Here is a 24825-nt window from a genome sequence, read left to right on the forward strand (position 1 = left end):
CCTGTACCTGGTAGATTAGACCATCAGCCGCCAAGGCGGCGCAGCAGGTCCACCGAGGGCTCACCCGTAACCGTCAGGCCGTTGGCACTTTGATATTCGCTGATGGCGGCCTTGGTGTTGGACCCGACCACCCCGTCCGCGCCTTGCGTGTCGTATCCCGCAGCGGTCAGACGTCTTTGCAGGTCCTTGCGATCATCCAGCGTCAACCCGGTCGCGTCCGGGCCGAAAGAAGCCTGAAACGGTGCGCCGCCCGCGATGCGGTCTGACAGGTGACCCACCCCGATCGCATAGCTGTCCGAGTTATTGTACCGTTTCAAAACCTGAAAATTCCGGAACACAGCAATTCTGGGTCCTGGAACCTGCGGTTGCAGAACCGCAACCGGCGTGCCGGAATTGGCGGCGGCCGAACCGACCTCACCTCCCCAAGGCTGTCCCCGGACCCAACCCGCGCGGGCCAGATAGGCGGCGGTGGAGGCCAGCGAATCCGTCGGATCATCCGACCAGATATCGCGACGGCCATCGCCGGTGAAATCCACGGCATAGGCCAGGTATGACGTCGGAATGAACTGCGTATGCCCCATGGCCCCGGCCCAGCTGCCGGTCATGTTCGCAGGCGTCGTATCACCGTTCTGCAGGATCTTCATCGCGGCCACCAACTGGCTTTCAAAGAAAGCTCCACGCCGCCCGTCATAGGCTAGCGTCGAAAGCGCCGAAACCACCGGAACATCCCCACGTCGCTCGCCGTACCGGCTTTCCAGCCCCCAGACGGCAACCACGACTTCCTTGTCCACGCCGTATTGTGCCTCGATGCGCGACAACGTGGACCCGTGGCGTTGAAGCATCTGCTTGCCAGTGCTTATTCTTTCATCCGAAGCGGCAATAGCCAGATAATCCTCAAGCGAGCGCTTGAATTCGGTCTGGTTGCGGTCGCGCTCGATCACGCCAGGCAGATATCCCGCCCCCTGAAAGGCGCGGTCTATGGTCGTTTGCGAGATACCCTGAGCCGACGCGCGCCCTTTGAAGCCCGCGACCCAGGCATCCCAACCGGCATTTGGCACCGCCTTCATCCGACTGCTTGACGTATTCTGCGTCACGCCGCCGCCGGAACAGGCCGCCAGCATCGTTGACCCAAGCCCAAGTGAGAAAATTCGACGATTGATCATGACTGAAATCTGCTCTTGTTTTGATTTGTATTCAGATTAGCGAACTTGCCGGCATCGTACCAGCAAACATGGCGCGTGAATTGCTTTCGAAAGCATCACGCGATCCGCACTGGAAAATTCGGCAAAAAGCCGCTCAGGCCACAAGCAGACGAAGGCCCTGCGTGACGTCCGAGCGGACCGCTAGGCGAAGACCCGGCTCGTCCCCGGCCTTTAGGGCGGATATGATCAACCTGTGAAAATGCGGCGGTTCGGTCCGGCGCAACCGACCATAGAGGGCGCGCATGGTTGGCCCAAGCTGCAGCCATACGGTCTCTGCCATGGCCAGCATGGCCGGTGCCTGCGCTCGCAGATACAGCGTGCGGTGAAATTCCAGATTGGCGCGGATATACCCAACTGCATCCCGCTTGGTCACCATTTCCGCCACGGACATGTTGATGGTCTGCAACCGATCGATCAGCGCCATATGGGCACGCGGTAGCGCACGGCTGGCCAATTCCACCTCAAGCAGCGCCCGCAAAGCAGCCAGCTCTTCGATACGGTCATTGCTCAGCTCAGGTGTCGAAACCCGTCCCGATGTCGACAACGAAAGCGCACCTTCCGCCGCCAGCCTGCGAACTGTCTCGCGCGCCGGCGTCATGGATACGCCAAATTCCTTGCCAATGCCTCGTAGGGTCAAAGCCTGACCCGGTGGAATTTCCCCATGCATGATCCGCGACCGCAATGCGCGGTAGACACGATCATGCGTGGCTGGTTGGGAGTCTGTGGAGCGTGCGGACAACATGGCCCCATGTGATCACAAAATGCGGCGACGTCAACTCGCGTCGATATCGAACCGATAACGGTGCAGTTCCGCGCCATTGTCCCGCAACCAGCGGCGAGGCAACTGGTACGGCCCGAATAGGCGTTCGACCTGCGCCCAGAAAGCCGGGGAGTGGTTCATTTCGGCCAGATGCGCGACCTCATGCGCCGCAACATAATGCAGCACTTCGGACGGAGCCAGGATGAGGCGCCAGGAATACATGAGCCCCCCGTCCGAACTGCACGACCCCCATCTGGACCGAGTGTCGCGCAAGGTGAGGCGCGAGTATGACCGCCCAAGCATGGCGGCATAGTCATCGCTGGCTTCAGTCAGGCGCTCGCGCGCAAGCTCCTTGAGGAAACGGGCAAGCCTGCGGGCCTCGGATCCGGCCGGGACAGCAACTTCCCCCGGACGCAGTTCAATTCTGCGCCCTGTCGCTACAACGATTCGCCGCAGCCGCCCCTCTATCGGAATCTCTTCGCCGGGCCGTACAACGGAATGCTCAGGTCTGGCCTGCAGATGCCCCCGGATCCAGTCCTCCTTGACCCGCGCAAAATCCAGCGCCTCGGTTTCGGGAACTCCGGGCGGCAAGGTCAGCGTAACCCGACCATCCAGCTGAGAAATCCTCAGGCTGATCCGTCGCGCACGCGCCGATCTGCGCAATGTCAGGGGCACTGGCGGATGCCCTGGCAACGCATGTCGCCCCATGGCACGATCTCCTCTGCTCAAAGGCTTTGACAGCCCCTGCCGCATGTGGCAGGTGAGCTGAATCATTTATACGACTCACCTGATATCAAGGGGATTTGAGATGCCCAAGGAAGAATGGGGTGTAAAGCGCGTTTGTCCGACAACAGGCAAACGGTTTTATGACCTGAACAAGGACCCGATCGTTAGCCCCTATACCGGCGAGATCGTGGAACTGGAAACCGGCAAAAGCCGGATGATTGCCGCGGACGCCGAAGACGCCGCATCGGCCAAGGCACGTGAGAATGCCTCGGACGAAGATCTGGTTCTCGACGATGATGACGCCGCGGACGTTGATATCGACGACGACATTCTCGAGGATGACGACGACGACAACGTCTCGCTGGACGACATCACGGATATGTCCTCCGAGGACGAATCCTGATACTTTTCAGAGGCGGCGGAAACTGCGCCGCCTCTGAATCTTCGGCTGGATTTCGGCCGACAAATTTTTAGCGGACTCTGCTTTTTGGGCTTGCACTTGGGTGCTTCGTCTCATAAACGTCCGTCCACCGCGAAGCGGTACCTATTTGGGGCCTTAGCTCAGTTGGGAGAGCGCTTGCATGGCATGCAAGAGGTCAGGGGTTCGACTCCCCTAGGCTCCACCAAATCCTCACAGGACAACTAAATAGCAAGCACGAGAGCAGTGTGGCGCAAAGGTCGCTGCAGGGGTATCTCTTGCTGTCCAGACACGGTTTCTATTGCTTCCGTTGGCCCTGTGACAGGTGTCTCAACGCCGATGTGTTAACCGCTATTCCACTCTTGGCAGATCTATCCGTGACGCCAAAGGTCAAGCCCGTCACGGATAGGGAAAGCCGGAACGTACAAAGACGTTGCGCAATAAAGCTTGGGAAAAATTAAAGGGCTGACCGAGGGGGTAGAGGTCAGCCCTTTTTGGGGGTGTCCGGATCTGTGAATGGTGACCCGTTGAATCATCTATACCGTTTTCCGCGACCGCAGGATATTAGGGCATTCCCGTAGCCGCAGCAAATTGCCTATCAGGGCTGAGTTCCCGGCAAGCTTGCCGTTGGATTTTCTCTTGGAACCAGCGCGAAGCCCACGTGTAACAAGCAGAAATGTCACGACTATTTTGACAGCTCTTTAAACGCGGTAGCCAGACGCTCAGAAGGCCAATTCTAAGCGGAAATATTCAGGAACGGATTTTTTTAGGAAATTTCCCGCTTACCCTGCCCGGAAAGCAAGATTGCGGTCGATTCCCCACCAAGGCCGAATCGCTGCCTGAGGAGAAAACGCAAGGCACTAGCCACCGCGCAGGCGCTGCATCAGGTAAACTTCGCTGCCTTCGGGGATCGGCTCGGTCAGGCCGGTTGCGATGACGCGGCCGTCAATGGCGATTGAGACACCGGCATCAACCGGGCCCTGCAACTGCGGATAGGCTTTGGTCAGTTCGCGCAGCAATTCGCCGGTGGTGCCTGCCTCAACCGTCACAACCTCCTGGCCTCCGGTCAGAGACCGGAGGCCAGACCAGAGGTGGACCTCAACCATTGTCCTTGAGCGCCGCCAGAATACGGGGCGGTGACATGGGCAGTTGGCGAAGCCGCACGCCAGCGGCGTTGGATACAGCATTGGCGATGGCCGCAAGCGGCGGCACGATACCGGTTTCGCCGACGCCGCGTACGCCGAACGGGTGGCCCGGATTGGGCACTTCGACAATCACCGTGTCGATCATCGGCAGGTCGCTTGCGACAGGAATGCGGTAGTCGAGGAAGATCGAGTTCTGCAGGCGTCCATCGTCGCCATAGACATATTCCTCGTTCAGCGCCCAACCAATGCCCTGCGCGGCACCGCCCTGGTACTGACCTTCGACATAGGTCGGATGGATCGCCTTACCCGCATCCTGAATGACGGTATAGCGGGAAACCGAGGTTTTGCCAGTTTCCGAATCGACCTCGGCATCGACGATATGGGTGCCAAATGACACGCCGGCGCCTTCCGGTGTTGCCTCGAAATGACCCGAGATCGGGCCGCCGGTTGATCCCATATCGGCGGTGATGTCGGCTAGTGGCATCGGATCGAAATCGCCTGCATTCGGACCGGAAGGCACAGCACAGCCGTCTTCCCATTTCACCGCGTCGACCGGAATGCCCCATTTGGCTGCTGCCCGTTCGCACAGGCGTTCAACCGCATGGCGTGCCGCCTTGATGGTGGCCAGACCGCTGGCATAGGTCACACGGCTGCCGTGGCTGACATCGTTGTAACCCAGCGTGGCAGTGTCGGCGACGGTGACGCGGATATTCTGGTAGGGAACGCCCAAAACCTCGGCCGCCATCAACGCCATCGAAGCGCGCGAGCCGCCGATATCGGGCGTGCCAACCATAAGCTGCGCCGATCCATCCTCGGACAGGGCCAGCGATACGGATGTTTCGCCTCCGTGGTTGAACCAAAAGCCGCAGGAAATCCCACGCCCCTGTCCCGGCTTCAGCGGCGCTGAATAATGGGGATGGGCCTTTGCGGCCTCGAGCGTTTCAACCAGACCGATCTGTTCGAACCGGGGGCCATAGCTGGCCTTGGTGCCTTCGTGCGCCGCGTTTTTCAGGCGTACGTCGACAGGATCGAGGCCCAGCTTGTTGCACAGTTCATCCAGCACGGATTCCACAGCAAATGCCCCCATCGGCGCGCCCGGCGCGCGATAGGCCGCCTGTTTCGGGCGGTTGGTCATCACGTCATAACCCACCTGGCGAACATTGGTCAGGTTATATGGCGCGAAGGCACACATGGCGGTGAATTCACCCGGTGCGCCCGGAAAGGCCCCGCCCTGCAGGCGGAAGATGCCCTGAGCGGCTGTGATGGTGCCGTCTTTCTTCATCCCGATCTTGACGTCCATGGACGCCGAGGACGTCGGCCCGGTAGCCCGGAACACCTCAGAGCGGTTCATCACAATCTTGACCGGGCGATTGGCCTTGCGCGAAAGCGCCAGTGCCACGGGCTCGATGAACACGGTGGTCTTGCCACCAAAGCCGCCGCCGATTTCCGACGCCGTCACGCGCAATTGCGAGGTTTCCATCCCCAGCAGAGCGGCGCAGGTCTTTTGCGCGATCCAGTGTCCTTGTGTCGTACACCACAGCTCGCCTTTTCCATCATTGCCTAGCGTGGCAAGACAGGCATGGGGTTCAATATAGCCCTGATGGGTCGCCTCGGTGGTGAAGCTGTCTTCAAGCACCAGATCGGCCTCGGCAAAGCCTGCCTCGACATCGCCGTGACCGCTTTCGTGATAGCGAACCACGTTCGGGTGCATGCCCTCAGGCACGGAATAGTCTGCCGCCCCTTCGCGGATCACCGGCGCGTCAGACTGCATCGCCTTGTCCACATCCGTGACGTGCGGCAGAACCTCGTATTCCACCTCGATCAGTTTCAGCGCGTCCCGCGCGGCCAGCGCCGAAGTTGCGGCCACAGCTGCCACCGCATGGCCGTCATACAGCGCCTTTTCACCGGCCATGACGTTTTCAAGAACGTTCCAGAATTCGCCTTCCATCCCGGGCAGGAACGGCACCTTGTCCGAAAAGTCGGCGCGCGTGACCACGGCCTTGACGTCCTTGTGCGCCTCGGCTTTGGACGTGTCGATCCTGACGATCCGTGCATGGGCATGGGGCGAGCGCAGGATGGCACCGTGAAGCATACCGGGCGCATAGGCGTCAGCCCCGAATTTGGCGCGGCCTGTCACCTTGTCCAGCCCATCGGGGCGGTCGGGGCGCGTTCCTACGAATTTAAAGTCCGATTTGCGATCGTCGAGTGCCATTACGAAGCCTCCCGCAGTTCAGCAGCCGTATCCATCACGGCGCGAATGATCTTGTCGTATCCGGTGCAGCGGCAAAGGTTACCTGCCAGCCAGTACCGCGCCTCCTCCTCGGTTGGGTCGGGGTTCTTTTCCAAAAGCGATTTGGCGGCGACCAGAACACCGGGTGTGCAGATCCCACATTGCAGGGCCGCGTGTTCGATGAACTTCTGCTGTAGCGGGTGTAGAATGTCACCGTCGGCGATGCCCTCGACCGTTTCGATCTGTTTACCTTCGGCCTCAACACCCAACATCAGGCAGGAACAGACCAGACGGCCATCCACCGTGACCGAACAGGCGCCGCAGTCGCCGGTGCCGCAGCCCTCTTTCGCGCCGGTCAGGTTCAGTTTGTCGCGCAGGCAATCCAGCAGGGTTTCGCGCGGATCGCAGAGATATTCGACCGTATCTCCGTTAACGGTCGTGGAAACGTGGAACTTGCTCATGGCTCATTCTCCCTTTGCGCGGGCATAGGCGATTTTTGCGGCGCGTTTGGCCAGAACGCCAGCGACCTCGGTTCGGAATTCGATGGTACCGCGTTTGTCGTTGATCGGGTTGCAGGCGGCAGAGGCCGCAGCGGCCAACGCATCAAGCGCCGCATCGTCCAATGTGGTGCCGATGATGGCATTGGCGCACTCTTCCACCAGCAAGACGGTTGGTGCAACGGCGCCAAGCGACACGCGGACTTCGGCGATCGTATCGCCGTCCAGTCGCAGGTTGACGCCAACGCCGACCACGGCAATGTCCATCTCGGTGCGCGGAATGAAACGCAGATAGGCGTCACCGCCATTCTCGCCACGCGCAGGGATGTTGACCGCTGAAATCAGCTCGCCCTTGGCCAGTGACGTGCGTCCCGGAGCGGTGGGGATATCCCCGACCGCGACTTCACGGGCTCCATCCGGGCCGGTAACAGTAACAGTCACTCCGGCCGCCACCATGGCCGGAACGGAATCAGCCGCCGGCGAGGCGTTGCACAGATTTCCGGTCAGCGTGGCGCGCCCCTGCACCTGCGTCGACCCGATCAGATCCATGGCCTCGACCACGCCGGGCCAGTCGCGACCAAGTTCGGGATGCTCGCTCATCTCGGCGCCGGTGGCCGCGACACCCAGCGTCCAGCTGCCGTCGGTATTGCGGGTGATATCCGATACACCATTGATTTTCTTGATATCGATCAGTGTGTCGGGCGTTACAAGTTCCGAGCGCAGCTGCACCAGAACATCTGTGCCCCCCGCCAGAAAGCGGGTAGTGCCGGTTGCGTTCGCAGCCAGAGCCGATGCCTCGGCAAAGCTGGCTGGGCTATGATAGTCCATGATTTTACCTCGCGCCTGTTGGTCAGGGTTCACTGGGGTTTGGATGGACGTTAGTGCAGCAACCCCGGCGCGTCCATGGCAGGAGCGACCTATTTTTTTAATACGGAATGTCGTTTCCCGACCATAGTCAGAGATCGATTTCGATTATCCCGTCCGGCTCTGCCGCGCGGCTCTGGCACAAGATGATCGCACCTTCGCGCTGTTTCTTCGACAGCACAAAGTCTCGGTGTTCGATTTCGCCGGAAACAACACCGCATTTACAGACGCCGCAAATCCCGTCGGCGCATTTGACATCCACGTGGATGCCGGCCTCATTCAACACCTGCGCGGCATCCTTGTCGGCCGGAACTTCCAGTTCACGCCCCGATTGGCCCAGTTTCAGTCGGAAGGGGTGGTTTTCGTATTCCGGCTGTTCCGGAACCGAGAAATATTCCAGATGCCGCGCCTCATCCGGAAAGCCCTGCCGTTCCGCCGCCTGAATTACGCCGTCCATGTACCGGTCCGGTCCACAAGTGTAGACGTGCCAGCCATCCTGATACCCGGACAGAATCGCATCCAGTTCGGCACGGGTACCTTCATCCGAGAAATGGTAATGGACCCGATCTGCCCATGGCATCGCCGCCAGATCATCCAGATATCCTGCCGATTGGCGCGCGCTCGATGAATAGTGCAGTTCAAACTCTCTGCCGAGCGCGTGCAGGCGGTGGGCGAAGGCGATCATCGGGGTAATGCCGATGCCGCCACCCATCAGGAACGTCTTGGCTGCGCTTTCATCCAGATCAAAGTGGTTGATTGGTTTCGAGATGAAAACCTTGCGACCTTCGTCAAAGATCCGATGCAGCAGGGCGGACCCGCCACGCCCCTCATCCTCGCGCAGCACGCCGATCTGGTATTTGCTGCGATCCGACGGATCTCCGGACATCGAGTACTGACGCAGAAATTCGGGGGCCACCAACACGTCCAGATGCGCACCAGCTGTCCATTCCGGCAGCGATGCGCCGTTTATGGCCGAAAACTCGTACTTGCTGACATCCGTGGTCATTTTATCGACCTTGGTCAGTTCGACACGCATCACCGGGGCATCGCCGGCAATCTGATAGCGGTGCACCACGGACATGTCGCCCGCAGCCATGCGGGATTTATACTCTTCCGCCGTCACCATCGCCTCATAGGCAGCGATCCCGGCCTCGCGGTCCATCGCAAACGGATAGGGCCACGGGTGCGGCGCCAGATAGGCCGGGTAGACGGCAAGAGTCTGATCCTCGTATTTCAGGTCCAAATCCTTTTGCAGGTCGCGCCGGTTGAGGGGATGCACGGATGGCCGATAAGCCCCGTCCGCCTGCAATTCGATGTCCCACCACCATTTCTTGGTGTCGTTCAGTCCTCCGTTACCGACGGCATCGTCCAGTTTTGCAAGCACAGGCGCGGTCGAGGGGATATTCATCGCCGCCCAGCGGAAAGGACGTTCCTTGAAAATACCTTCGAGGTTCCAGGGACAGGTTTTCATGCATCGGCCGCACATTGCCCCGCCCGGCGTGGTGATCCGGTAAGTGGCACATTTCTGACTGTCTGATTTCCAGATCTCATAGCCGTTGAACATCAGCTTTGGCCCGGCGGTGATCGCGCCCGACGGGCATTCGCGCGCGCACTTGTTGCAGGCCTCGCAAAACTTCTGCAGGCCAAAGTCGATGGGCTTGTCATGGCTCATCGGCATGTCCGTTGTCACAACACCGGATTTGAGGCGCGGTCCCAGATAGGGGTTCAGGATAACCTCGCCGATGCGACTGACCTCACCCAATCCGCTTAGCAGCAGAAGCGGTGGTTGCAGCACTTCGCCATCCATCACCGTATGCGCCTTGGCCTTATAGCCGAGATTGCGGATCTGCTGTGCAATCACACCGCCAAGCAGTGAGAACCGCAAATAGGCCCGCATGGACTGGGCGACGCTGATCCAGTCGTCGCCAGACGCGCCCTCCATCGTCTCATAACCCTGATCGATGATCATGCTGACGGCCTGATCATGGGGCGGCACAATCTCTTCTCCGGTGGCGTCATGCGAATACCAAGCCCAGTCAGGACAGCGGCTGAGGCCCACTGCATCGACACCCAGAAAGTAGGTCGCGGCCTTGATATTCGCCGCGTTGCGCGTGGCATCAGCGGGTATGGGGACCTCAGCGCTTTCGCCGTCCTGCAAAAGGACAAACGCCCCCAGCGCCCGGCGTTGCGCAAAACTTGGCGCGGCCTTGCGTGCGTAATGCCCGCCCTTGGCCCCATCCTGCAGCGCCTTACCCATGTCGCCAAACTGTGCCCGGGCAAACATGTCGGCGCGTTTGGGCACGCGGGCGACGTTGGCCTCGTCAATATAGGTGGTCGGGTCATCCACCCGTTTGAGCCTTTCGAACGGATGCGCGCCGTCCATGTATCGGCGTTTGGCGTAGGGATCGCGGTTCAGTGCGTTTTTGGCAAACCCCGTACCCAGCCACCAGGCCGGGCCTTGGGTTCGGAACCAGGGCTGATCGGCCATAGACACCAGAGGGCTGTCATGGGCGATCTCCATCTCGGTGGTCACGGCCGCCAGCCCAAACCGTGTTCCCAACCACGGCGCGACAAGGGCCCCGTCCTCGGCCGATACCAATCCTGCCGCAACTGCCAGTTTGCCCAGATCGACATCCGAAGACGTCGCCGTGTGCGCCCGCGCGTCAAATCCCAGCAGGCGGATGTAGTTGGCGATGACAACGGCGTTTTCTGTCGCCAGCAGGCAGGCGCGATGGTCTTGCGCATCCCCGATCCAATCCGACCCCGGTTCAGTCGGTTCAGGGTCTCGGTGATGTTCGTAAAGGAACACGATGGCATGGCGATGACCATCAATGGTGGTTGGTTTGGCCTCCATGCTTTCCTTGAGGTCCGCCATGATCACGTCAATGCCCGAGGCCAGCGTTTTGGTCTGCCGGGTCTTCAGCGCGTGGGCCAACCGGTCGATATCCGGATTGCGGCGGGATTCGCCCAACATGGCCTCAGCGGGCAGAGGGCCGCATCCCATCATCGACGCATCGTTGAAATACCCGAACGCTTTCAGATGATCGGCGCGTTCCTGCGGGTCAGCCGGAATCTCCGCCATCGCCGGATTCACGAATCCGTCCCGGATCGCATCCATCATCGCCTGAAACTCGCCCATGGCATTGACGATGCTTTCGGGGTTTTCAGGCCGGTGATAGCTCAGCCCGGCCATCGCGGGCACGGCGGACAGGTCCGGCATCCCGGTGCGGCGTTCCAGACGCTCCAGCGGATAGCCCCCCATATGAACGGGCCTGTTTTTGTCCGAAAAAAAGCGGAGTCCCATCGCGCATCTCCTGTTTCCAGCCTCTGCTAGACTGGATTGGACAGCAAAACCATTCATGATTAATCATAGATTGCATGAACAAAATCGATTTCACAGACATAGACGGCAAGGTGCTGCGCGCCTTTCTGACCATCCTCGAAGAAAGCTCGGTCTCAAAAGCGGCTGACCGGCTGGGTGTCACGCAGTCGGCGGTCAGTCACACACTGGGGAAATTGCGGGTGATGCTTGGCGATCCGCTTTTCGTCCGATCAGGTCAGGGGCTGACGCCGACGGAACGGGCGCAGTCGTTGAAGGAGCCGGTGCAAAAGGTGCTCGACGGGATGCGGGCCCTGACCGAAGGGCGGCCTTTTGATCCATTGTCCGAAGAAATGCACTTTCAGATCGCCGCCAACGATCTGCAGCGCGAGTTGATCTTTCCTGCCCTTCTGCGCGAAGCGCGGGCAGAGCGGGTAAGGCTGCGGCTGGACCTGGAACTGTCAGGCGTTCCCGATCCCGCAATATTGCGCAGCGACCGCTGTCAGCTGGCACTGACCCCCCTGCCCCCGGACGGGCCCGACATTTTTCAGAAACGTCTGCTAAGCAGCCCGCTGATGATCTACTATGATGCTAAGCGGCGCGACCCGCCCACAAGCTGGCGAGACTATTGCACAGCAGAGCATGTCGAGGTGCGCTTTGCGGATGGCCGCAGCGCCAAGTCGGTCATGCGCGGCGTGGACCAGAGCCAGATTCGACCCGCCACTGTCACGCTGCCGCATTTCAACGCAATCCCCGCCTTTGTGAAGGGCAGCGACCTGATTTCGACCGACACCGCACTTATGTCGCGTGGGCCACTGACCGGCCTGGATTGCGCGCCGCTGCCTTTCGACTGCGAACCTGTATCCATCTACATGGTTTGGCACGAACGCTCGACCGGCGATCCGGCACATCGCTGGCTGCGTGAACGCATCGAGAGAATTGCGGCACGCCTTCATATCTGAGATTTCAGCCACTCCCGCATCGCCGTGACAAGTTCGGGCTGCCGCGGCTGCCTTGGGGCTACGATGAAAAACCCCAGATCCTCGACGAGGCTTTCCGCCAGTGGCCGCACCAGTCGGCCCAAAGCTATTTCCGCAGACACCAGTGGCGCATTTGCAAGCGCGCAGCCCTGACCCGCAATTGCGGCGTCAATCGCAAGGCTGGTTTGGCTGAAACTCATCATGCGCGGCTTGCCAGAGACGCCCAACCGTTCCAGAAAAAGCGGCCAAAGGCCATGGGAATCGCTGAGCAATGTCTGACGCAAAAGATCCGAAGGCTCGGTAATCTGTGCCGCAAGGTCGGGGGCACAGACGGCTACAAATTCCGTTGAAAACAGTGGCTCGGCCGTCAGTCCCGGCCCAAAGGGCGCCCGCCCCTGTCGGACTGCGATATCGATGCCATCCGTCTGAAAGTCAGCCAACCGCTCGCGCGCGTCCACCTGCACCGAAATGTCCGGGTGTTGCGCAGTAAAATCGCGCAATCGCGGGACAAGCCATTTGGAGGCAAAGCTGGGTGTGACCGAAATTGTCAGTTGCCGCACTTCCGACAATCCATCCACGGCTTCCCCAATCAATCGAAAGGCGCGGCGCAGGGGCGCGTGGAAGCGGCGTCCGGGCTCGGTCAGGCGCAAACCTCGCGGTAGCCGCTCAAACAGCTGCACACCCAACCGCGCCTCCAGCCCCCGCACCTGTTGCGCCACGGCCCCCTGCGTCACGCCCAGTTCCTGGGCCGCAACGCGGAAATTGAGGTGACGCGCCGAAGCCTCGAAAGCGCGGAGCGCATTGAGCGGAGGGAGTGAAGTCATGAGGTCCAGCTGTAGATTTTCTACAGGATAAAGACACGAGAACTGATTGGTCAAATCGCAATTCAAACAACATTCTGGAACCCGGTTAGATATGGAGAAATACAATGTCGGACAAAGTGGCCCTGATAACGGCAGGCGGCAGTGGAATGGGTGCAGATGCAGCGCGCAGGCTTGCCGCGGATGGCTTTCAGGTTGGTATCCTGTCCTCTTCCGGCAAAGGCGAGGCACTGGCTGAGGAGTTGGCAGGGATCGGTGTGACCGGTTCAAACCAATCCAACGAGGACCTGCAAAGGCTTGTGGATGCGGCCATGTCCCGCTGGGGGCGCATTGATGTTCTGGTGAATTCCGCCGGGCATGGGCCGCGCGCGCCAATACTTGAGCTAACCGACGAGGACTGGCATCGCGGGATGGACGTCTATTTTCTGAACGCAGTGCGACCCGCGCGACTGGTGACCCCGATCATGCAAAAGCAGGGTGGCGGGGCGATCATCAACATCTCGACCTTCGCAGCGTTTGAACCTGACCCGGTCTTTCCTACATCCGGCGTGTTCCGGGCGGGTCTTGCTGCCTACACCAAGCTGTTCTCGGACAAATACGCCGCGGACAATATCCGCATGAACAACGTCCTTCCCGGCTTCATCGACAGTCTTCCGGAAAAGGAAGAGTTTCGCACCCGCATACCGATGGGCCGTTATGGCAAAAGCTATGACGAGATCGCTTCGGTCATTTCCCTGCTGGCATCAGAGGGCGGCGGGTACATCACCGGTCAGAACATCCGGGTGGATGGTGGCATCACCCGCTCGGTCTGAGTGGTCAGAACCGGGCCTTTACCAGATGCGTCAGTGCCGCGCCGGTTTCAAAAAAGGCGCGGCGCAGGCCCGGCCAGCTTTCCGAATGCGTTTGCACGGCCGGTAACGGCAGCAGGTCCGGGTCACCTTTCAAAAGGCTTTCGGCCATCAGCCGGCCGAACACCGTTCCCGGACCGATACCGCGTCCGGAAAACCCGTGCGCAGACAGGGCATTCAGCCCGATTTCGGTGATCTTCGGGATATGGTCCGACGTCATGGCGATGCGCCCGTGCCATCCCTCGGACAATGGCTGATCCGCTAGTTGCGGGAACAGCTCTGCCAGTTTGCGTTTGATCCAGCCGGTATGCGCGGTGCGCCCCGCATGGCCCAGGTCACCCATTCCGCCGATAATCAACCGCCCCTCCTGATCCGTGCGGAAAGAGGTCATGATCAAACCGGTGTCCCAACAACCTTCACCACCGGGCAGAATGCCTGCGCGCAGATTGTCGGACAAAGGGGCTGTAGCGTACTGAAAATAGTAGACCGGCACATAGGCCGTCGCAGTCGGTTGCAAGCCCTGATGATAGGCATTTGTTGCCTGAATGACCGAACGAGCGCGCACCGTACCGCCGGTTGTCGTCAGCTGCCAAAGGTCTCCTTCTCGGTGCAGGGAATGGACCGGGCTTTGGGTAAACACGTGCGCACCTGATGCGATGGCCGCCCGCGCCAAGCCGCGAACATAGGAAAGAGGCTGGATCGTGCCCGCCCGTGGATCAAACAAAGCGCCGTGAAAGGCGGTGCTACCTGTTCTGGCGCGGGTCTCATCTGCTGATAACAATTCGACCGGGGCGCCTGAGTCGCGCAATTGAGTGTGGCGAGCCTTGAGATCACGAAACCCTGTCGGTGAATGCGCACAATGCAGGGTTCCGTTCTGCACCGGCTCGCAATCGATCCCGTGGGCTCCGATCAGCCGAAAAACCTCTGACGGGGCCTGAGCCAGCAGGTCAATCAGCCGATCCCCCGCCCGCACCCCGAGATGCGCCCGGATGTCGTCAGGGGGCAGCCACAGCCCGGCATTTGCCAGCCCGACATTGCGTCCCGAACCGCCATGCCCGATCTCCTGCGCCTCAAGCAGACAGACCGACGCCCCGGACTGCGCCGCGTGCAGTGCGGCGGAACATCCGGTGTAGCCACCGCCGATCACGGCAAGGTCGACCGTCAAGTCTCCGGCCAATGGCGCTGTTTCGGTCCGTTCGTGACTGGTATTCAGCCACAGGGAATGCTCGGGGTTGTTCACGGTCTGCCTATCAAGATTTTGCGCGGATCATTGCGGCACGATCAGCCGGTTGCAAGCGCCCTTTGGTCCTCACGACCCATTGAAACCAGCATCGGCTGCGCCTCCTGCTGATCCTGAAAAGACGCCTTGTTCGTCATTCCACGCCATTCGGCCAGTACCAGAGACTGCGCTACGGCCCCGCCAAGCGTGGCGCCCGGCCCTGTGACGATGAACAGATCGGGGGCGAATTCACGTGCCGCGGTCTGGATAGCGCGGGTGAAATCATACGCCTCGGTCACCTGATGCCCCAGCGTGTAATCCCACAGGGCGCCCGTATCCGTCGCCCCCGGCCACCAGATATTGCCGCGCCCGTCGATCAACGGGCGGTCAGGCTGACCGAACAGGTCGACACCAAGCCGCGCGCGCCCTTCGGCGGCAACGGGGGCCTGCAGCCGGGTGTGGAAGGCAGCATGATTGGCAAGGCGCATCGGAAAGCGTTCCTGCACGATGGGTTGAGATGCCTCAAAGGCCTTCAGCCCCTCTTCGTTGCCCGCCAGAACCAGCATGCCGCCCAGATCGATGGACAGCGCCAGATCATGCCCCTCCATCGCGTCGATGCGCGCAACATGGGCCAGCAGCTCAGCCTTGCGGGCGGGATCGCGGACCCAGTCGTCGCCCATGAAGGGATAAACCAATTGCCCACCGATCAGCTTGTCCTGCATCAGCGTGCCCATGGTGTTCACGACGCGAAACCCGTTTTCCGGGCTCAGCGCCCCGGCTGCGGCCAGCGCGATGTACCAACCCATCGAGTTGCCGGTGACGGCCACCACTTCGATATCCTCGGCCAGCGCCTGCGCATCAGCCAGCGACGCGGCGTAGATCAGTGGCGAGGCCACATCCCCGCGGGAAAACCTGCCGACCGAGAACCGTTCGGCGCTGTCCAATGCGGTAACGGCCTCCTGCCCTGTTTCAGCGCGGATGGTGTCAAATGTGCGGAACAATTCCATCTGCCCGGCATGGTGGCGGTGCAGATAGCCCAGTTCCGGTTTGTTATACGTCCCCCGACCGGGGCAGATCACAACGGCGGTACGGGTCATTTCTTTGCTCCGGTCAGAGAGAGGGCGGCGGTGACGATGCCATCTTTCGACGGCAACGGCGCAGCATAGGCAGGGCCGGTGGCGATGAAACAATCTTCGGCCACGACACGCGCGGTCGGAATGGCACCACCTTCTTCGCAGAAGAAAGTCATCAACGCCTCGGACTGGCTGCCTGTACGGCGGCATTCATCAACGATCAGAACGTGTTTGCAGCCTTTGGTGGCCTCGCGCAGCGCCTCGACCGGCAGCGGCGCCAGCCAGCGCATGTCAATGATCCGGGTACTCAGACCTGCCGCCTCCAGCTCGGGCAGCGCCTGCTGCGACAGGTAGTGCCCATTGCCGTAGGTGACGATGGCCAGATCAGTGCCGGCGCCGTGCACACCAACTTCGCCCAGCTCGATCCGTTGATCCGGCGATGGATAGGTGGTCATCCAAGCAGCATCCTGCGCGCCGTGCAGATCCCGCATCGGGTAAAGCGCGATGGGTTCGAGGAACACCACGACCCGTTGCTCTTCGCGCGCCAGCCGCACGCATTCGCGCAACATCCGCGCCGCATCTGAACCGTTCGAAGGGCAGGCGATGATCACACCGGGAATGTCGCGAAGGACAGCCAGCGAGTTGTCATTGTGAAAATGCCCGCCAAAGCCTTTCTGATAGCCCAGCCCCGCGATGCGCAGCACCATAGGGTTGGTGAACTGACCGTTCGAGAAAAACGGCAGGGTCGCGGCCTCTCCCCTGATCTGATCCTCGGCGTTATGCAGATAGGCCAGGAACTGAATTTCGGGGATCGGAACAAATCCGTTATGCCCCATACCGATGGCAAGGCCCAGAATCGACTGCTCATCCAGCAACGAGTCGATCACCCGGTCGGGGCCAAAGCGTTGCTGCAATTTCTGCGTCACACCATAGACGCCCCCTTTGCGGCCGACATCCTCGCCCATGCAGACGATCTCGCCATGTTCCAGCATCAGATCGGTCAGCGCCCAGTTGATCAGGCGGCTCATGGGCTGGGGCTCATTCATTGCCCGCATGTCGCCGCCAAATGCTTGCGCGCGCACCTCGGCGCTGGGGCCATTGGTGGGTTTGCAGTCGCGTTTGGGCGGGATCAGGCTGGCCATGACCTCTTGCGCGGTGGCCAGATGCGGACGGGTTGCCGCCTCGGCCGCTACGCGGTCGGTGCGGGCGCAGGTGTCTTCGTAAATCTGCAAGGCCTGATCCGGCGACAAGGCACCGGCCTGATCCAGCAGGCGCACCGAATGCAGCAGCGGATCATTCGCCTCATCCGCCTCAACCTCGGACTTGCTGAGGTAGGTGGTTGGCACGTCGGCCCCGGCGTGGCCATAAAGGCGCACGGTTTTCAGGTGCAGGAAGGCGGGTTTGCGGCGGGTACGAACATACTCGGCCGCCTCTTGTGCGACGGCGTAGGTCTCATAAATATCCAGACCGTTGGCCTGGAAGTACCTGATGCCCGGTCGATGTTCCATCGAAGCCTGTATCCAGCCCTTCGGTGTTTTCACCGAAATACCGATGCCGTTATCCTCGCACACAAACAGCAGTGGCAGCGGCGTGGATTGCACACTTGTCCAGCCCGCCGTGTTGATTGCCCCCTGTGCCGTCGAATGGTTGGCGGACGCATCGCCAAAGGAACACATGGCGATCCCGTCTGCGGGCAGTTGCCGGTGCTCCGGGCCGTGCCTGCGCGCCGCGCCCAGCGAATAGGCCGCCCCCACCGCCTTGGGCAGATGGCTTGCAATCGTCGATGTCTGTGGCGGAATCATCAGTGCCTTCGATCCCAGCACCTTGTGCCGCCCGCCTGAAGTCGGGTCCTCTTTCGAACAGGCAAAACTCAACAACATGTCCCATGTGATCTGTTGACCGGGCACCTGTTCGGCGCGGGCGATCTGAAACGCGGCGTCGCGATAGTGCAGAAAGGCAATGTCGGTCGGACGCAGCGCGTGTGCGACCGCGGCCATCCCTTCGTGCCCCGACGAACCGATAGTATAGAACCCCTGCCCGGCCTTTTGCATCGCCCGGCTCGTACGATCCAATGCACGGCTAAGCACCTGCGAGCGATAGAGCGAGACGGCCTCGGCGTCACTCAATCCCGGCGTCGGGTCGGCGCCATCGGGAAAGTCGCGCTTTGCAACGCGGGTCAGGAAATTCTCGTGAACGATCTGGGCGCGGTCCATGGCTCGGCCTTCTCAAGTAATGTTGTCGTGTCAGAGCGCGGCAACCGCGCGCGAGATGCGGGCAAGCCCTTCGGTCAGGCTATCCGTTGCATAGGCGAAGGACAGGCGCAAATGGCCGGGCATCCCAAAGGCGCGACCCGGAACCAGCGCGACACCGGCCTCATCCAGCAGATACCGACAGAACTCATGGTCTACAGGCATCTTTGCCGGCGTTTTGGGGAACACGTAGAAAGCCCCGTCAGGTGTCGCGCAGCTAAGTCCGGCAGCATTCAGCCCTGCGACGACAAGATCGCGGCGCGCCTGCATCTCGTTTCGACGCTCGGCCAACAAGTCCTGCGGGCCTGTGATGGCCTCCAGCGCCGCAGCTTGCGCGATGGAACAGGCACCGGATGTAATCTGACCTTGAACCGCCACCATTGCCTTGATCAGCGCCGCGGGCCCGATACCCCAACCGATCCGCCAGCCGGTCATCGAATAGGCCTTGGACACCCCGTTCACGATCAGCGTGCGATCCGCCAGCGCGGGCACGGCCTGCACAAACGGCGTGAAAGGCACATAGGCGAGGTGCTGATAAATCTCGTCCGAAATCACCCAAACCTGAGGGTGTTTTTCCAGAACCTCGCCCAGTGCCTGCAATTCATCTTTGGAATATACGGCCCCGGTCGGATTGGAGGGTGTGTTCAGCAGCAACCAGCGGGTGCGCGGGGTGATTGCGGCCTCCAATTGCCCGGGTGTCAGCTTGAAATCCTGTGTGACCGGGCAATCCAACACCACCGGCGCGCCTCCGGCCAGCTTTACCATGTCCGCGTAGCTGGTCCAGAACGGGGCGGTCGTTATGACTTCGTCCCCGGCGTTGAGCGTTGCCATAAAGGCCGCAGACAGGACCTGCTTGGCCCCTGTGGAAACGATCACATTGGCGGCCTCCACCCCTGCCTGTTCCGCAATTGCTCCGCGCAATGCTGGTGTTCCGGCCGTCGCAGGATATCTGGTTTGGCCATTTAGCGCCGCGCTATGTGCCGCCTCGACCACGTGGCCCGGAGTTGGAAAGTCTGGCTCGCCCGTACTCAGCGCGATCACATCCACGCCCTGCGCGCGCAGTCTTGCCGCATGTTCCGAAATCTGAACGATTTCGGACAGTTCGATCCCTTCAAGCCGCCCGGCCCTTTGAAATTCGCCCAAGCTGTTCTGAATGGTCATGGTGCAATCCCCGAATAACAGTCAGTACCTGTGTGTATCCTGCTGGCATTGGCAGAAAGCCAGTGATATTCCATCCGAAAGGTATGAGGATAAGTCATATGATTGCGCCCCGCCGGTTTCTGCCCTCGATCTCATCCCTGCTGGCGCTTGAGGCGGTGGACCGTCTTGGCAGTGCCTCGGCAGCGGCCGAGGAGCTGTCGCTGACACAAAGTGCGATCAGCCGGCAACTCAAAACGATGGAAGAACAGTTGGGGGTCGAGCTGATCCAACGCACGCAGATGCGTCTTCACCTGACACCTGCGGCAAGAGAGTATGTGGAAACGGCAAGATCGGCGCTGCAACAACTGGCGCAGGCGTCGCTCAAGCTGAAAGCCAATCCAACGGGCGGGTCGCTGCATCTGTCGATCCTGCCCGCATTTGGCATGCACTGGCTGGCACCTCGGCTGCAGGACTTTGCTCGGCGCCACCCCGAGGTGACGGTAAACCTGAACACGCGGCTGAAACCGTTTGATTTCGAAACCGAGCCCTTTGATGCCGCAATCCACTTTGGCCAGCAGGACTGGGCCGGAGTGAACTACCTACCCATCATGCGCGAAGAGGTTTTGCCAGTCTGCGCACCTGACCTTTTGCCGGAAGGTCTGAGCAGTATCGGTTGGCTGCAGGATGCACCGCTGCTGCACCTCGACACGCGCCCCGATGCCTGGGAGCAGTGGTTCGCAGCCCAGGGCCAGCCTGCCGAAGGCGTCCGCGGCATGCTGTTCGATCAGTTCTCGACAATGATACAGGCAACCATTCACGGGTTGGGCGTTGCGCTGATGCCCAGCTATCTGGTGGCCGAAGACCTGAAATCCGGGCGTCTGGTTCTGGCCTTGGACGGGCCCGTGGTAAGCCTTGGGGATTACTACCTCGTCTGGCCGCAAAGACGGGCCGAGCCCGAGCCGCTCAAATCCTTTCTGAAATGGCTGAAAGGGCAACTTGAGCAGGAATGATGAATTGGCCGGTTCGAGTTTTCAGCTTCAGAACTTGCCGTTTTCATTCTTCCATTCACTGCGCGGTGCAATATTTTCGACGGTGTCCCAATGCTCGACGATCTTGCCATCCGCGACACGGAACAGGTCATAGAACGCGCTGTGCGTCCCATCGGAATACCCTTCGCAAACCGTCAGGACAAAACTGCCCTCGGCCAATACCCGGTGCAGATGGCGATAGTCGATCATCCGCTGACCATCCATATCCGGGGACAGAGCCTTGCGCAGCTGCGCGAGGTCGTCATCAAAATGCGGGCTGTGCTCGGCAAAGGCGGATGTGTCGATGCAGGCATCGATCTGGCCCGCATCACCACCGATCAAAGCGGTTTCGACAAACTTCCGAACAAGAGCCCGATTGGCTTCGGTCTTTTCCGGATCAGTGGCTTCGGCGGGGCCGTCAACCATGCTGCGCCCGGACAGGTTTGGGCCTTGCCGCTTCTGGATGTTGTCCCAGTGCTCGACGGCCTGACCGTCTTCAAACCGGAACACCTCGAACCCGATGTTGCGGCGGGAGAAATCGTATTCGGTATGTGCAAAGACGAAATCCCCGTCTTCAAAGGCGCGCACGATATTCACACGGGGCGAGGTTTCGGACAGGCGCTTGAACAGCACCGCCAATCCCTCACTGCCCTCGTGTGTCTGAGGGTTGTGCTGGATGTACTTGGCCTCATTGACCACGGCGACCGGGCCGGGGTCACCGGTTTCGATGCTTTTCAGCAGGGCGCGAATGCGGTCCTTGTTGGCGTCCGGCATATCGGTGTCCATTCACGGGTCAGATGTCGCGGTCCGGGACAGAATGTCAGGCATCTTTGATCCCGGCAACAAGGTTGTGAACTGGGTCAGCAACGATACAGCAGCTTAAACTGTTCGGCCTTCGGCCTTGCGTACTGCGGACAGCGGGCTGGGCGCGCGCGTTCAATGCTCGCGCGTGCCCAGCCCAACGGGAGGAAGTCTTCCGGCAGGAAGGTCGACGTCAGGCGGAAGCGCCCCTTGCCTGCTTAAACGTCCAGCGAACGCGCGATGAGTTCTTTCATCACCTCATTGGTGCCGCCATAGATCATCTGCACGCGCGCGTCCGCATAAAGACGCGCGATGGGATATTCCATCATGAAGCCATAACCGCCAAACAGTTGCAGGCATTCGTGCATGATCTCGTTTTGCACTTCCGAGCCCCAGTATTTGACCATCGAAGCCGTCGGCGCATCCAGCTGCCCCTGTTCCAACTTGGCGATGCAGTCGTTGACGAAGCTGCGCAGGACCTCGGCCTTTGTCTTGCACTCGGCCAGCTTGAACCGGGTGTTCTGAAAATCCATCACGCGCTGGCCGAACGCCTTGCGCTCCTGTACGTATTTCACCGTTTCAGCGATTGCGAAATCAATGGCGCCCAGCGCCATGATGCCGATTGTCAGACGCTCCCAAGGCAGCTGCTTCATCAGCTGATAGAACCCCTGCCCCTCTTCGGGTCCGATGAGGTTGGTCATCGGGACCTTCACGTCTTCAAAGAACAGCTCGGCCGTATCGTTGGCTTTCATCCCAAGCTTCTTGAGATTGCGCCCCCGGCGGAAACCCTCGGCCCCATCCGTTTCGACAGCAATCAGCGAGACACCTTTGGCGCCCTGCGATTTGTCCGTCTTGGCGACCACGATGACAAGATCAGCAGTCTGACCGTTGGTGATGAATATCTTCGACCCGTTGATCCGGTAGGAATTGCCGTCCTTTTCCGCCGTGGTCCGGACCGATTGCAGATCGGACCCTGTGCCCGGTTCGGTCATGGCAATGGCACCGACCATTTCGCCGGATGCCAGCTTGGGCAGCCACTTCTGCTTTTGATCTTCGCTGCCATAGGCAGTGATATAATGGGTAACGATAGATTGGATGCCATAACCCCAACCGGCATCCCCGCGCGATGTCTGTTCGTAAATCGTGATCGAGTCGAAACCCATGTCACCACCAACGCCGCCGTATTCTTCGGCGATTGAACCAGCCATCAGGCCGGTTTCACCGGCCTTGTTCCAGAACTCGCGATCCACAACCCCGTTGCCGACCCAATTGTCGATGTTGGGAACAAGTTCGTCGTCCATGAAACGGCCCGCCATTTCCGCGAACATGCGGTGTTCGTCGGTGGCCCAGGTTGAGGTGCTGGTGATTAGCGACATATCCATCTCTCCGGTCTGAAGTTGCAGGAAGGCTAACGTGCAAGGCGATTCAAACCAATCCGGGTGACGCCGCGTCTCGAAAGAGTGCTACGCAACGTCCTTTGGGATCAGCCGGATACTCGCCGCCGAACGCCTTTTGCCGGGGGTTTTTCGGCACCGCCCGCGAAACACTGGGCAATGGACATCCATTCGACCGCAACAGGCCCTTCTACCTTGAGCGTGGTGTCCGCAATGTTGCGTGTCTGTGTGACCACCTGAGCGAATTCCACCGCAGAACCGGAAATCCGGTTCTCTCCAGGTTCTCCGAACTCCCAAAGGGTTCCGGACGGGGCGGTCAGGTCCAGTCGCGGCATGATTTCAGGTACAGCCGAGCCATGCACCTTGTAGGTCCAGCCAAACGTGTTCACGCCCAGAATGACGATGTTCTTTATCCGGTCGGTTTCCTGCCGCTCTACCCCAAGGATGTCGAACACCTCTTGGCCATGCGCCCAGGTTTCCATTTGCCGGGCGGTAATCGACGAACGAACGGACATGTCCGGACCGGCCCATTTCACGCGTTGCTTCGGATCGAGACCGGCCCAGCGCTTACCCATGCCCGTGTACAGCTCCCGCCACGCTTCGCGCAGGTCTTCGCCACGCTCGGATATCATGGCATTTTCGGTTGCCCTGAAGCCGTTGGACTGAATTCCGGCAAAGGTCTCGGCCACGCGAACCTGAAAGGCGTCCTCGTCATTCAACGACAGCTCGGCCATCTGATTCCAGAAGTGCAGGTGCACAAGAACATCGTTCAGCGTCCAGCCCTTGAACTGGGTAACCGTGTCCCATTTGTCGCCCGCCACGTCAGCCAGAACGCCGTGCAGAGCCTCGCTTTCGTCCAGAAAATCCTTTGCCTGTTCCATGCTCATCCCTCCAACGTCGCCATCAGCCGTTCGGTGGCGTCCAGATAATCCTGCTTGAACTCCTGCACGACAGCGCCCGCCGATGACATCTGGTTCATCAGACCGACCCCCTGCCCGACCCAATAGGTTGCAAGCTCGGCCGCGCCTTCGTGCCCGCCTTCTGCCAGTTTCTCGATCTTGCCCAGGGCCGGTTCCGAGATCAGCGACTGGAACGGCATCGGCAACGGATCGGGGCCTTGCGCCTCCCACGCTTCGGTCCAGGCCGAGCGCAACTGGCGCGAGGTTTTGCCGGTGCGCGACCGGGAACGGACCGTATCCGAAGACGAGGCCGCCAGCATCTTGTCCTTGATCGTCTGGCTGGGCTCGCCCTCGGCAGTCGTCAGCCAGACCGATCCGCACCACGCCCCGGCGGCCCCCATGGCCATTGCGGCAGCCATCTGCCGCCCCGTGACGATACCACCCGCCGCCAGAACCGGCGTGTCCCCCGCGACCGAGACCACCTCGGGCACCAGCACCATGGTCGAAATTTCACCACAGTGCCCGCCGGCCTCGCCACCGGCGGCTACCAGAATATCCACGCCCGCCGCAACCTGACGTTCGGCATGTTTTCGGGATCCGACCAGAGCCGCGACCGGGACACCCGCCTCACGGGCACGATCCAGCATGATCTGCGGCGGTGTCCCCAGTGCATTTGCGATCAGTTTGATGGGAAAGGAAAAGGCCACATCCAGCATTTCCTGCGCACCACCGCTGTTGAGATTGTGCGAGAAATGCAGCATCGCCTTGCGCCGCTCGGCCAGATCGTCCGCCTGAACGCCATTTTGGGCCAGAACAGATTCGACAAACTCCATGTGCTCGCCGGGCAGACCGCCAAGCAACTGGTCGTCCGATGGCTCATCCCCTTGCCGTTGAATCGAAGTTGGGACGATCAGGTCGACGCCATAGGGTTTGCCGTCACAATTGGCGTCGATCCATTCCAGTTCGGTTCGCAGTTGCTCGGGCGTGTACATCACCGCTCCAAATACACCCATGCCACCCGCGCGGCTGACCGCGGCCACTACGTCACGGCAATGGCTAAACGCAAACAGCGGAAACTCGATTCCAAGTTTTCGGCACAGGTCGGAATTCATCTGATCATCCCCTTTGATCTCTATCGCTGCGCCGCCCGGTGCGAATGGCGCGGAACGCGACGTTCTTTCTGTGACGCCCTCCTCGGCGCTTTACAGACCA

The 24825-nt window shown here is 60.5% G+C and carries 21 protein-coding genes and 1 tRNA gene; 5 read left to right on the top strand and 17 right to left on the bottom strand.

Annotated elements, in window-relative coordinates; translation table 11 throughout:
* Positions 1-23: 23 nt before the first annotated feature.
* From ACR0D6_RS04720 to ACR0D6_RS04730, 3 genes are all read right to left on the bottom strand, one after another.
* Positions 24-1163: a lytic murein transglycosylase gene (locus ACR0D6_RS04720; protein ID WP_480764645.1), complete on the bottom strand. Its 1140-nt coding sequence runs from the start codon at positions 1161-1163 to the stop codon at positions 24-26.
* A gap of 133 nt (positions 1164-1296) precedes the next feature.
* Entirely contained in the window at positions 1297-1944 is a 648-nt protein-coding gene (locus ACR0D6_RS04725; protein WP_480764646.1) for a GntR family transcriptional regulator, read from the bottom strand.
* 30 nt (positions 1945-1974) lie between these two features.
* Positions 1975-2670, bottom strand: coding sequence for a M48 family metallopeptidase (locus ACR0D6_RS04730; RefSeq protein ID WP_480764647.1), 696 nt, complete (start codon positions 2668-2670; stop codon positions 1975-1977).
* Positions 2671-2770: 100 nt separating this feature from the next.
* On the opposite strand from ACR0D6_RS04730, the gene ACR0D6_RS04735 reads away from it, so the two are divergent.
* Both ACR0D6_RS04735 and ACR0D6_RS04740 read left to right on the top strand, forming a co-directional pair.
* On the top strand, positions 2771-3091 hold the full coding sequence (locus tag ACR0D6_RS04735; protein ID WP_480764648.1) for a TIGR02300 family protein: 321 nt from the start codon (positions 2771-2773) through the stop codon (positions 3089-3091).
* A 147-nt stretch (positions 3092-3238) separates the two neighbouring features.
* Positions 3239-3314: transfer RNA gene (locus ACR0D6_RS04740), tRNA-Ala, on the top strand.
* Positions 3315-3966: 652 nt separating this feature from the next.
* On the opposite strand, the gene ACR0D6_RS04745 is transcribed toward ACR0D6_RS04740, so the two are convergent.
* From ACR0D6_RS04745 to ACR0D6_RS04765, 5 genes are all read right to left on the bottom strand, one after another.
* Positions 3967-4293 carry a MoaD/ThiS family protein gene (locus ACR0D6_RS04745; RefSeq protein ID WP_480764649.1) on the bottom strand — a complete coding sequence of 109 codons (327 nt, stop codon included), beginning with the start codon at positions 4291-4293 and terminating at the stop codon, positions 3967-3969.
* Positions 4205-6463 carry a xanthine dehydrogenase family protein molybdopterin-binding subunit gene (locus ACR0D6_RS04750; RefSeq protein ID WP_480764650.1) on the bottom strand — a complete coding sequence of 753 codons (2259 nt, stop codon included), beginning with the start codon at positions 6461-6463 and terminating at the stop codon, positions 4205-4207. The genes ACR0D6_RS04745 and ACR0D6_RS04750 overlap by 89 nt, the downstream gene beginning before the upstream one ends.
* Positions 6463-6942: a (2Fe-2S)-binding protein gene (locus ACR0D6_RS04755; protein WP_480764651.1), complete on the bottom strand. Its 480-nt coding sequence runs from the start codon at positions 6940-6942 to the stop codon at positions 6463-6465. Before ACR0D6_RS04755 ends, ACR0D6_RS04750 begins: the two co-directional genes overlap by 1 nt.
* A 3-nt stretch (positions 6943-6945) precedes the next feature.
* Positions 6946-7806 carry an FAD binding domain-containing protein gene (locus ACR0D6_RS04760; RefSeq protein ID WP_480764652.1) on the bottom strand — a complete coding sequence of 287 codons (861 nt, stop codon included), beginning with the start codon at positions 7804-7806 and terminating at the stop codon, positions 6946-6948.
* 127 nt (positions 7807-7933) lie between these two features.
* Positions 7934-11146, bottom strand: coding sequence for a reductive dehalogenase (locus ACR0D6_RS04765; protein WP_480764653.1), 3213 nt, complete (start codon positions 11144-11146; stop codon positions 7934-7936).
* Positions 11147-11220: 74 nt separating this feature from the next.
* Here ACR0D6_RS04765 and ACR0D6_RS04770 point away from each other — a divergent pair, with 74 nt between their 5' ends.
* Positions 11221-12123, top strand: a complete 903-nt coding sequence (locus ACR0D6_RS04770) for a LysR family transcriptional regulator (RefSeq protein WP_480764654.1) — start codon at positions 11221-11223, stop codon at positions 12121-12123.
* Here ACR0D6_RS04770 and ACR0D6_RS04775 read toward each other — a convergent pair.
* Positions 12114-12965: a LysR substrate-binding domain-containing protein gene (locus ACR0D6_RS04775; RefSeq protein ID WP_480764655.1), complete on the bottom strand. Its 852-nt coding sequence runs from the start codon at positions 12963-12965 to the stop codon at positions 12114-12116. The genes ACR0D6_RS04770 and ACR0D6_RS04775 overlap by 10 nt on opposite strands.
* A 104-nt stretch (positions 12966-13069) precedes the next feature.
* On the opposite strand from ACR0D6_RS04775, the gene ACR0D6_RS04780 reads away from it, so the two are divergent.
* Complete coding sequence (locus tag ACR0D6_RS04780; protein ID WP_480764656.1) at positions 13070-13774, top strand: SDR family oxidoreductase; 705 nt, start codon at positions 13070-13072, stop codon at positions 13772-13774.
* A gap of 4 nt (positions 13775-13778) precedes the next feature.
* On the opposite strand, the gene ACR0D6_RS04785 is transcribed toward ACR0D6_RS04780, so the two are convergent.
* Genes ACR0D6_RS04785 through ACR0D6_RS04800 form a run of 4 tightly spaced genes read right to left on the bottom strand, consistent with a single transcriptional unit; the run spans position 13779 to position 19512 of the window.
* Positions 13779-15050, bottom strand: coding sequence for an NAD(P)/FAD-dependent oxidoreductase (locus tag ACR0D6_RS04785; RefSeq protein ID WP_480764657.1), 1272 nt, complete (start codon positions 15048-15050; stop codon positions 13779-13781).
* A gap of 41 nt (positions 15051-15091) precedes the next feature.
* Entirely contained in the window at positions 15092-16126 is a 1035-nt protein-coding gene (locus ACR0D6_RS04790) for an ACP S-malonyltransferase (protein WP_480764658.1), read from the bottom strand.
* Entirely contained in the window at positions 16123-18315 is a 2193-nt protein-coding gene (locus ACR0D6_RS04795; protein WP_480764659.1) for a dehydrogenase E1 component subunit alpha/beta, read from the bottom strand. The genes ACR0D6_RS04790 and ACR0D6_RS04795 overlap by 4 nt, the downstream gene beginning before the upstream one ends.
* A 30-nt stretch (positions 18316-18345) precedes the next feature.
* Positions 18346-19512, bottom strand: a complete 1167-nt coding sequence (locus ACR0D6_RS04800) for a pyridoxal phosphate-dependent aminotransferase (protein ID WP_480764660.1) — start codon at positions 19510-19512, stop codon at positions 18346-18348.
* Positions 19513-19610: 98 nt separating this feature from the next.
* On the opposite strand from ACR0D6_RS04800, the gene ACR0D6_RS04805 reads away from it, so the two are divergent.
* The gene (locus ACR0D6_RS04805) at positions 19611-20501 is read left to right on the top strand and encodes a LysR substrate-binding domain-containing protein (RefSeq protein WP_480764661.1); all 891 of its coding nucleotides are present in this window, start codon (positions 19611-19613) and stop codon (positions 20499-20501) included.
* A gap of 27 nt (positions 20502-20528) precedes the next feature.
* Here the strand turns inward: ACR0D6_RS04805 and ACR0D6_RS04810 are convergent, their stop codons facing one another.
* The 4 genes from ACR0D6_RS04810 to ACR0D6_RS04825 all read right to left on the bottom strand — a co-directional run bounded on the left by ACR0D6_RS04810 (position 20529) and on the right by ACR0D6_RS04825 (position 24725).
* Entirely contained in the window at positions 20529-21305 is a 777-nt protein-coding gene (locus ACR0D6_RS04810) for a nuclear transport factor 2 family protein (protein WP_480764662.1), read from the bottom strand.
* A gap of 233 nt (positions 21306-21538) precedes the next feature.
* Entirely contained in the window at positions 21539-22696 is a 1158-nt protein-coding gene (locus ACR0D6_RS04815) for an acyl-CoA dehydrogenase family protein (RefSeq protein ID WP_480764663.1), read from the bottom strand.
* Positions 22697-22803: 107 nt separating this feature from the next.
* A complete protein-coding gene (locus ACR0D6_RS04820) occupies positions 22804-23595 on the bottom strand; it encodes a TIGR03084 family metal-binding protein (RefSeq protein WP_480764664.1) in 792 nt (263 codons plus the stop codon).
* A gap of 2 nt (positions 23596-23597) precedes the next feature.
* Positions 23598-24725, bottom strand: a complete 1128-nt coding sequence (locus ACR0D6_RS04825) for an NAD(P)H-dependent flavin oxidoreductase (RefSeq protein WP_480764665.1) — start codon at positions 24723-24725, stop codon at positions 23598-23600.
* Between the last annotated feature and the right edge of the window lie 100 nt (positions 24726-24825).

The sequence above is a fragment of the Ruegeria sp. BJ6 genome (assembly GCF_056537885.1).

What these genes read in the sequence shown, in the direction of transcription:
- ACR0D6_RS04720 (WP_480764645.1), bottom strand. Translation starts at nt 1,163, where the DNA reads ATGATCAATCGTCGAATTTTCTCACTTGGGCTTGGGTCAACGATGCTG.
- ACR0D6_RS04725 (WP_480764646.1), bottom strand. Translation starts at nt 1,944, where the DNA reads ATGTTGTCCGCACGCTCCACAGACTCCCAACCAGCCACGCATGATCGT.
- ACR0D6_RS04730 (WP_480764647.1), bottom strand. Translation starts at nt 2,670, where the DNA reads ATGGGGCGACATGCGTTGCCAGGGCATCCGCCAGTGCCCCTGACATTG.
- ACR0D6_RS04735 (WP_480764648.1), top strand. Translation starts at nt 2,771, where the DNA reads ATGCCCAAGGAAGAATGGGGTGTAAAGCGCGTTTGTCCGACAACAGGC.
- ACR0D6_RS04745 (WP_480764649.1), bottom strand. Translation starts at nt 4,293, where the DNA reads ATGCTGTATCCAACGCCGCTGGCGTGCGGCTTCGCCAACTGCCCATGT.
- ACR0D6_RS04750 (WP_480764650.1), bottom strand. Translation starts at nt 6,463, where the DNA reads ATGGCACTCGACGATCGCAAATCGGACTTTAAATTCGTAGGAACGCGC.
- ACR0D6_RS04755 (WP_480764651.1), bottom strand. Translation starts at nt 6,942, where the DNA reads ATGAGCAAGTTCCACGTTTCCACGACCGTTAACGGAGATACGGTCGAA.
- ACR0D6_RS04760 (WP_480764652.1), bottom strand. Translation starts at nt 7,806, where the DNA reads ATGGACTATCATAGCCCAGCCAGCTTTGCCGAGGCATCGGCTCTGGCT.
- ACR0D6_RS04765 (WP_480764653.1), bottom strand. Translation starts at nt 11,146, where the DNA reads ATGGGACTCCGCTTTTTTTCGGACAAAAACAGGCCCGTTCATATGGGG.
- ACR0D6_RS04770 (WP_480764654.1), top strand. Translation starts at nt 11,221, where the DNA reads ATGAACAAAATCGATTTCACAGACATAGACGGCAAGGTGCTGCGCGCC.
- ACR0D6_RS04775 (WP_480764655.1), bottom strand. Translation starts at nt 12,965, where the DNA reads ATGACTTCACTCCCTCCGCTCAATGCGCTCCGCGCTTTCGAGGCTTCG.
- ACR0D6_RS04780 (WP_480764656.1), top strand. Translation starts at nt 13,070, where the DNA reads ATGTCGGACAAAGTGGCCCTGATAACGGCAGGCGGCAGTGGAATGGGT.
- ACR0D6_RS04790 (WP_480764658.1), bottom strand. Translation starts at nt 16,126, where the DNA reads ATGACCCGTACCGCCGTTGTGATCTGCCCCGGTCGGGGGACGTATAAC.
- ACR0D6_RS04795 (WP_480764659.1), bottom strand. Translation starts at nt 18,315, where the DNA reads ATGGACCGCGCCCAGATCGTTCACGAGAATTTCCTGACCCGCGTTGCA.
- ACR0D6_RS04800 (WP_480764660.1), bottom strand. Translation starts at nt 19,512, where the DNA reads ATGACCATTCAGAACAGCTTGGGCGAATTTCAAAGGGCCGGGCGGCTT.
- ACR0D6_RS04805 (WP_480764661.1), top strand. Translation starts at nt 19,611, where the DNA reads ATGATTGCGCCCCGCCGGTTTCTGCCCTCGATCTCATCCCTGCTGGCG.
- ACR0D6_RS04810 (WP_480764662.1), bottom strand. Translation starts at nt 21,305, where the DNA reads ATGGACACCGATATGCCGGACGCCAACAAGGACCGCATTCGCGCCCTG.
- ACR0D6_RS04815 (WP_480764663.1), bottom strand. Translation starts at nt 22,696, where the DNA reads ATGTCGCTAATCACCAGCACCTCAACCTGGGCCACCGACGAACACCGC.
- ACR0D6_RS04820 (WP_480764664.1), bottom strand. Translation starts at nt 23,595, where the DNA reads ATGGAACAGGCAAAGGATTTTCTGGACGAAAGCGAGGCTCTGCACGGC.
- ACR0D6_RS04825 (WP_480764665.1), bottom strand. Translation starts at nt 24,725, where the DNA reads ATGAATTCCGACCTGTGCCGAAAACTTGGAATCGAGTTTCCGCTGTTT.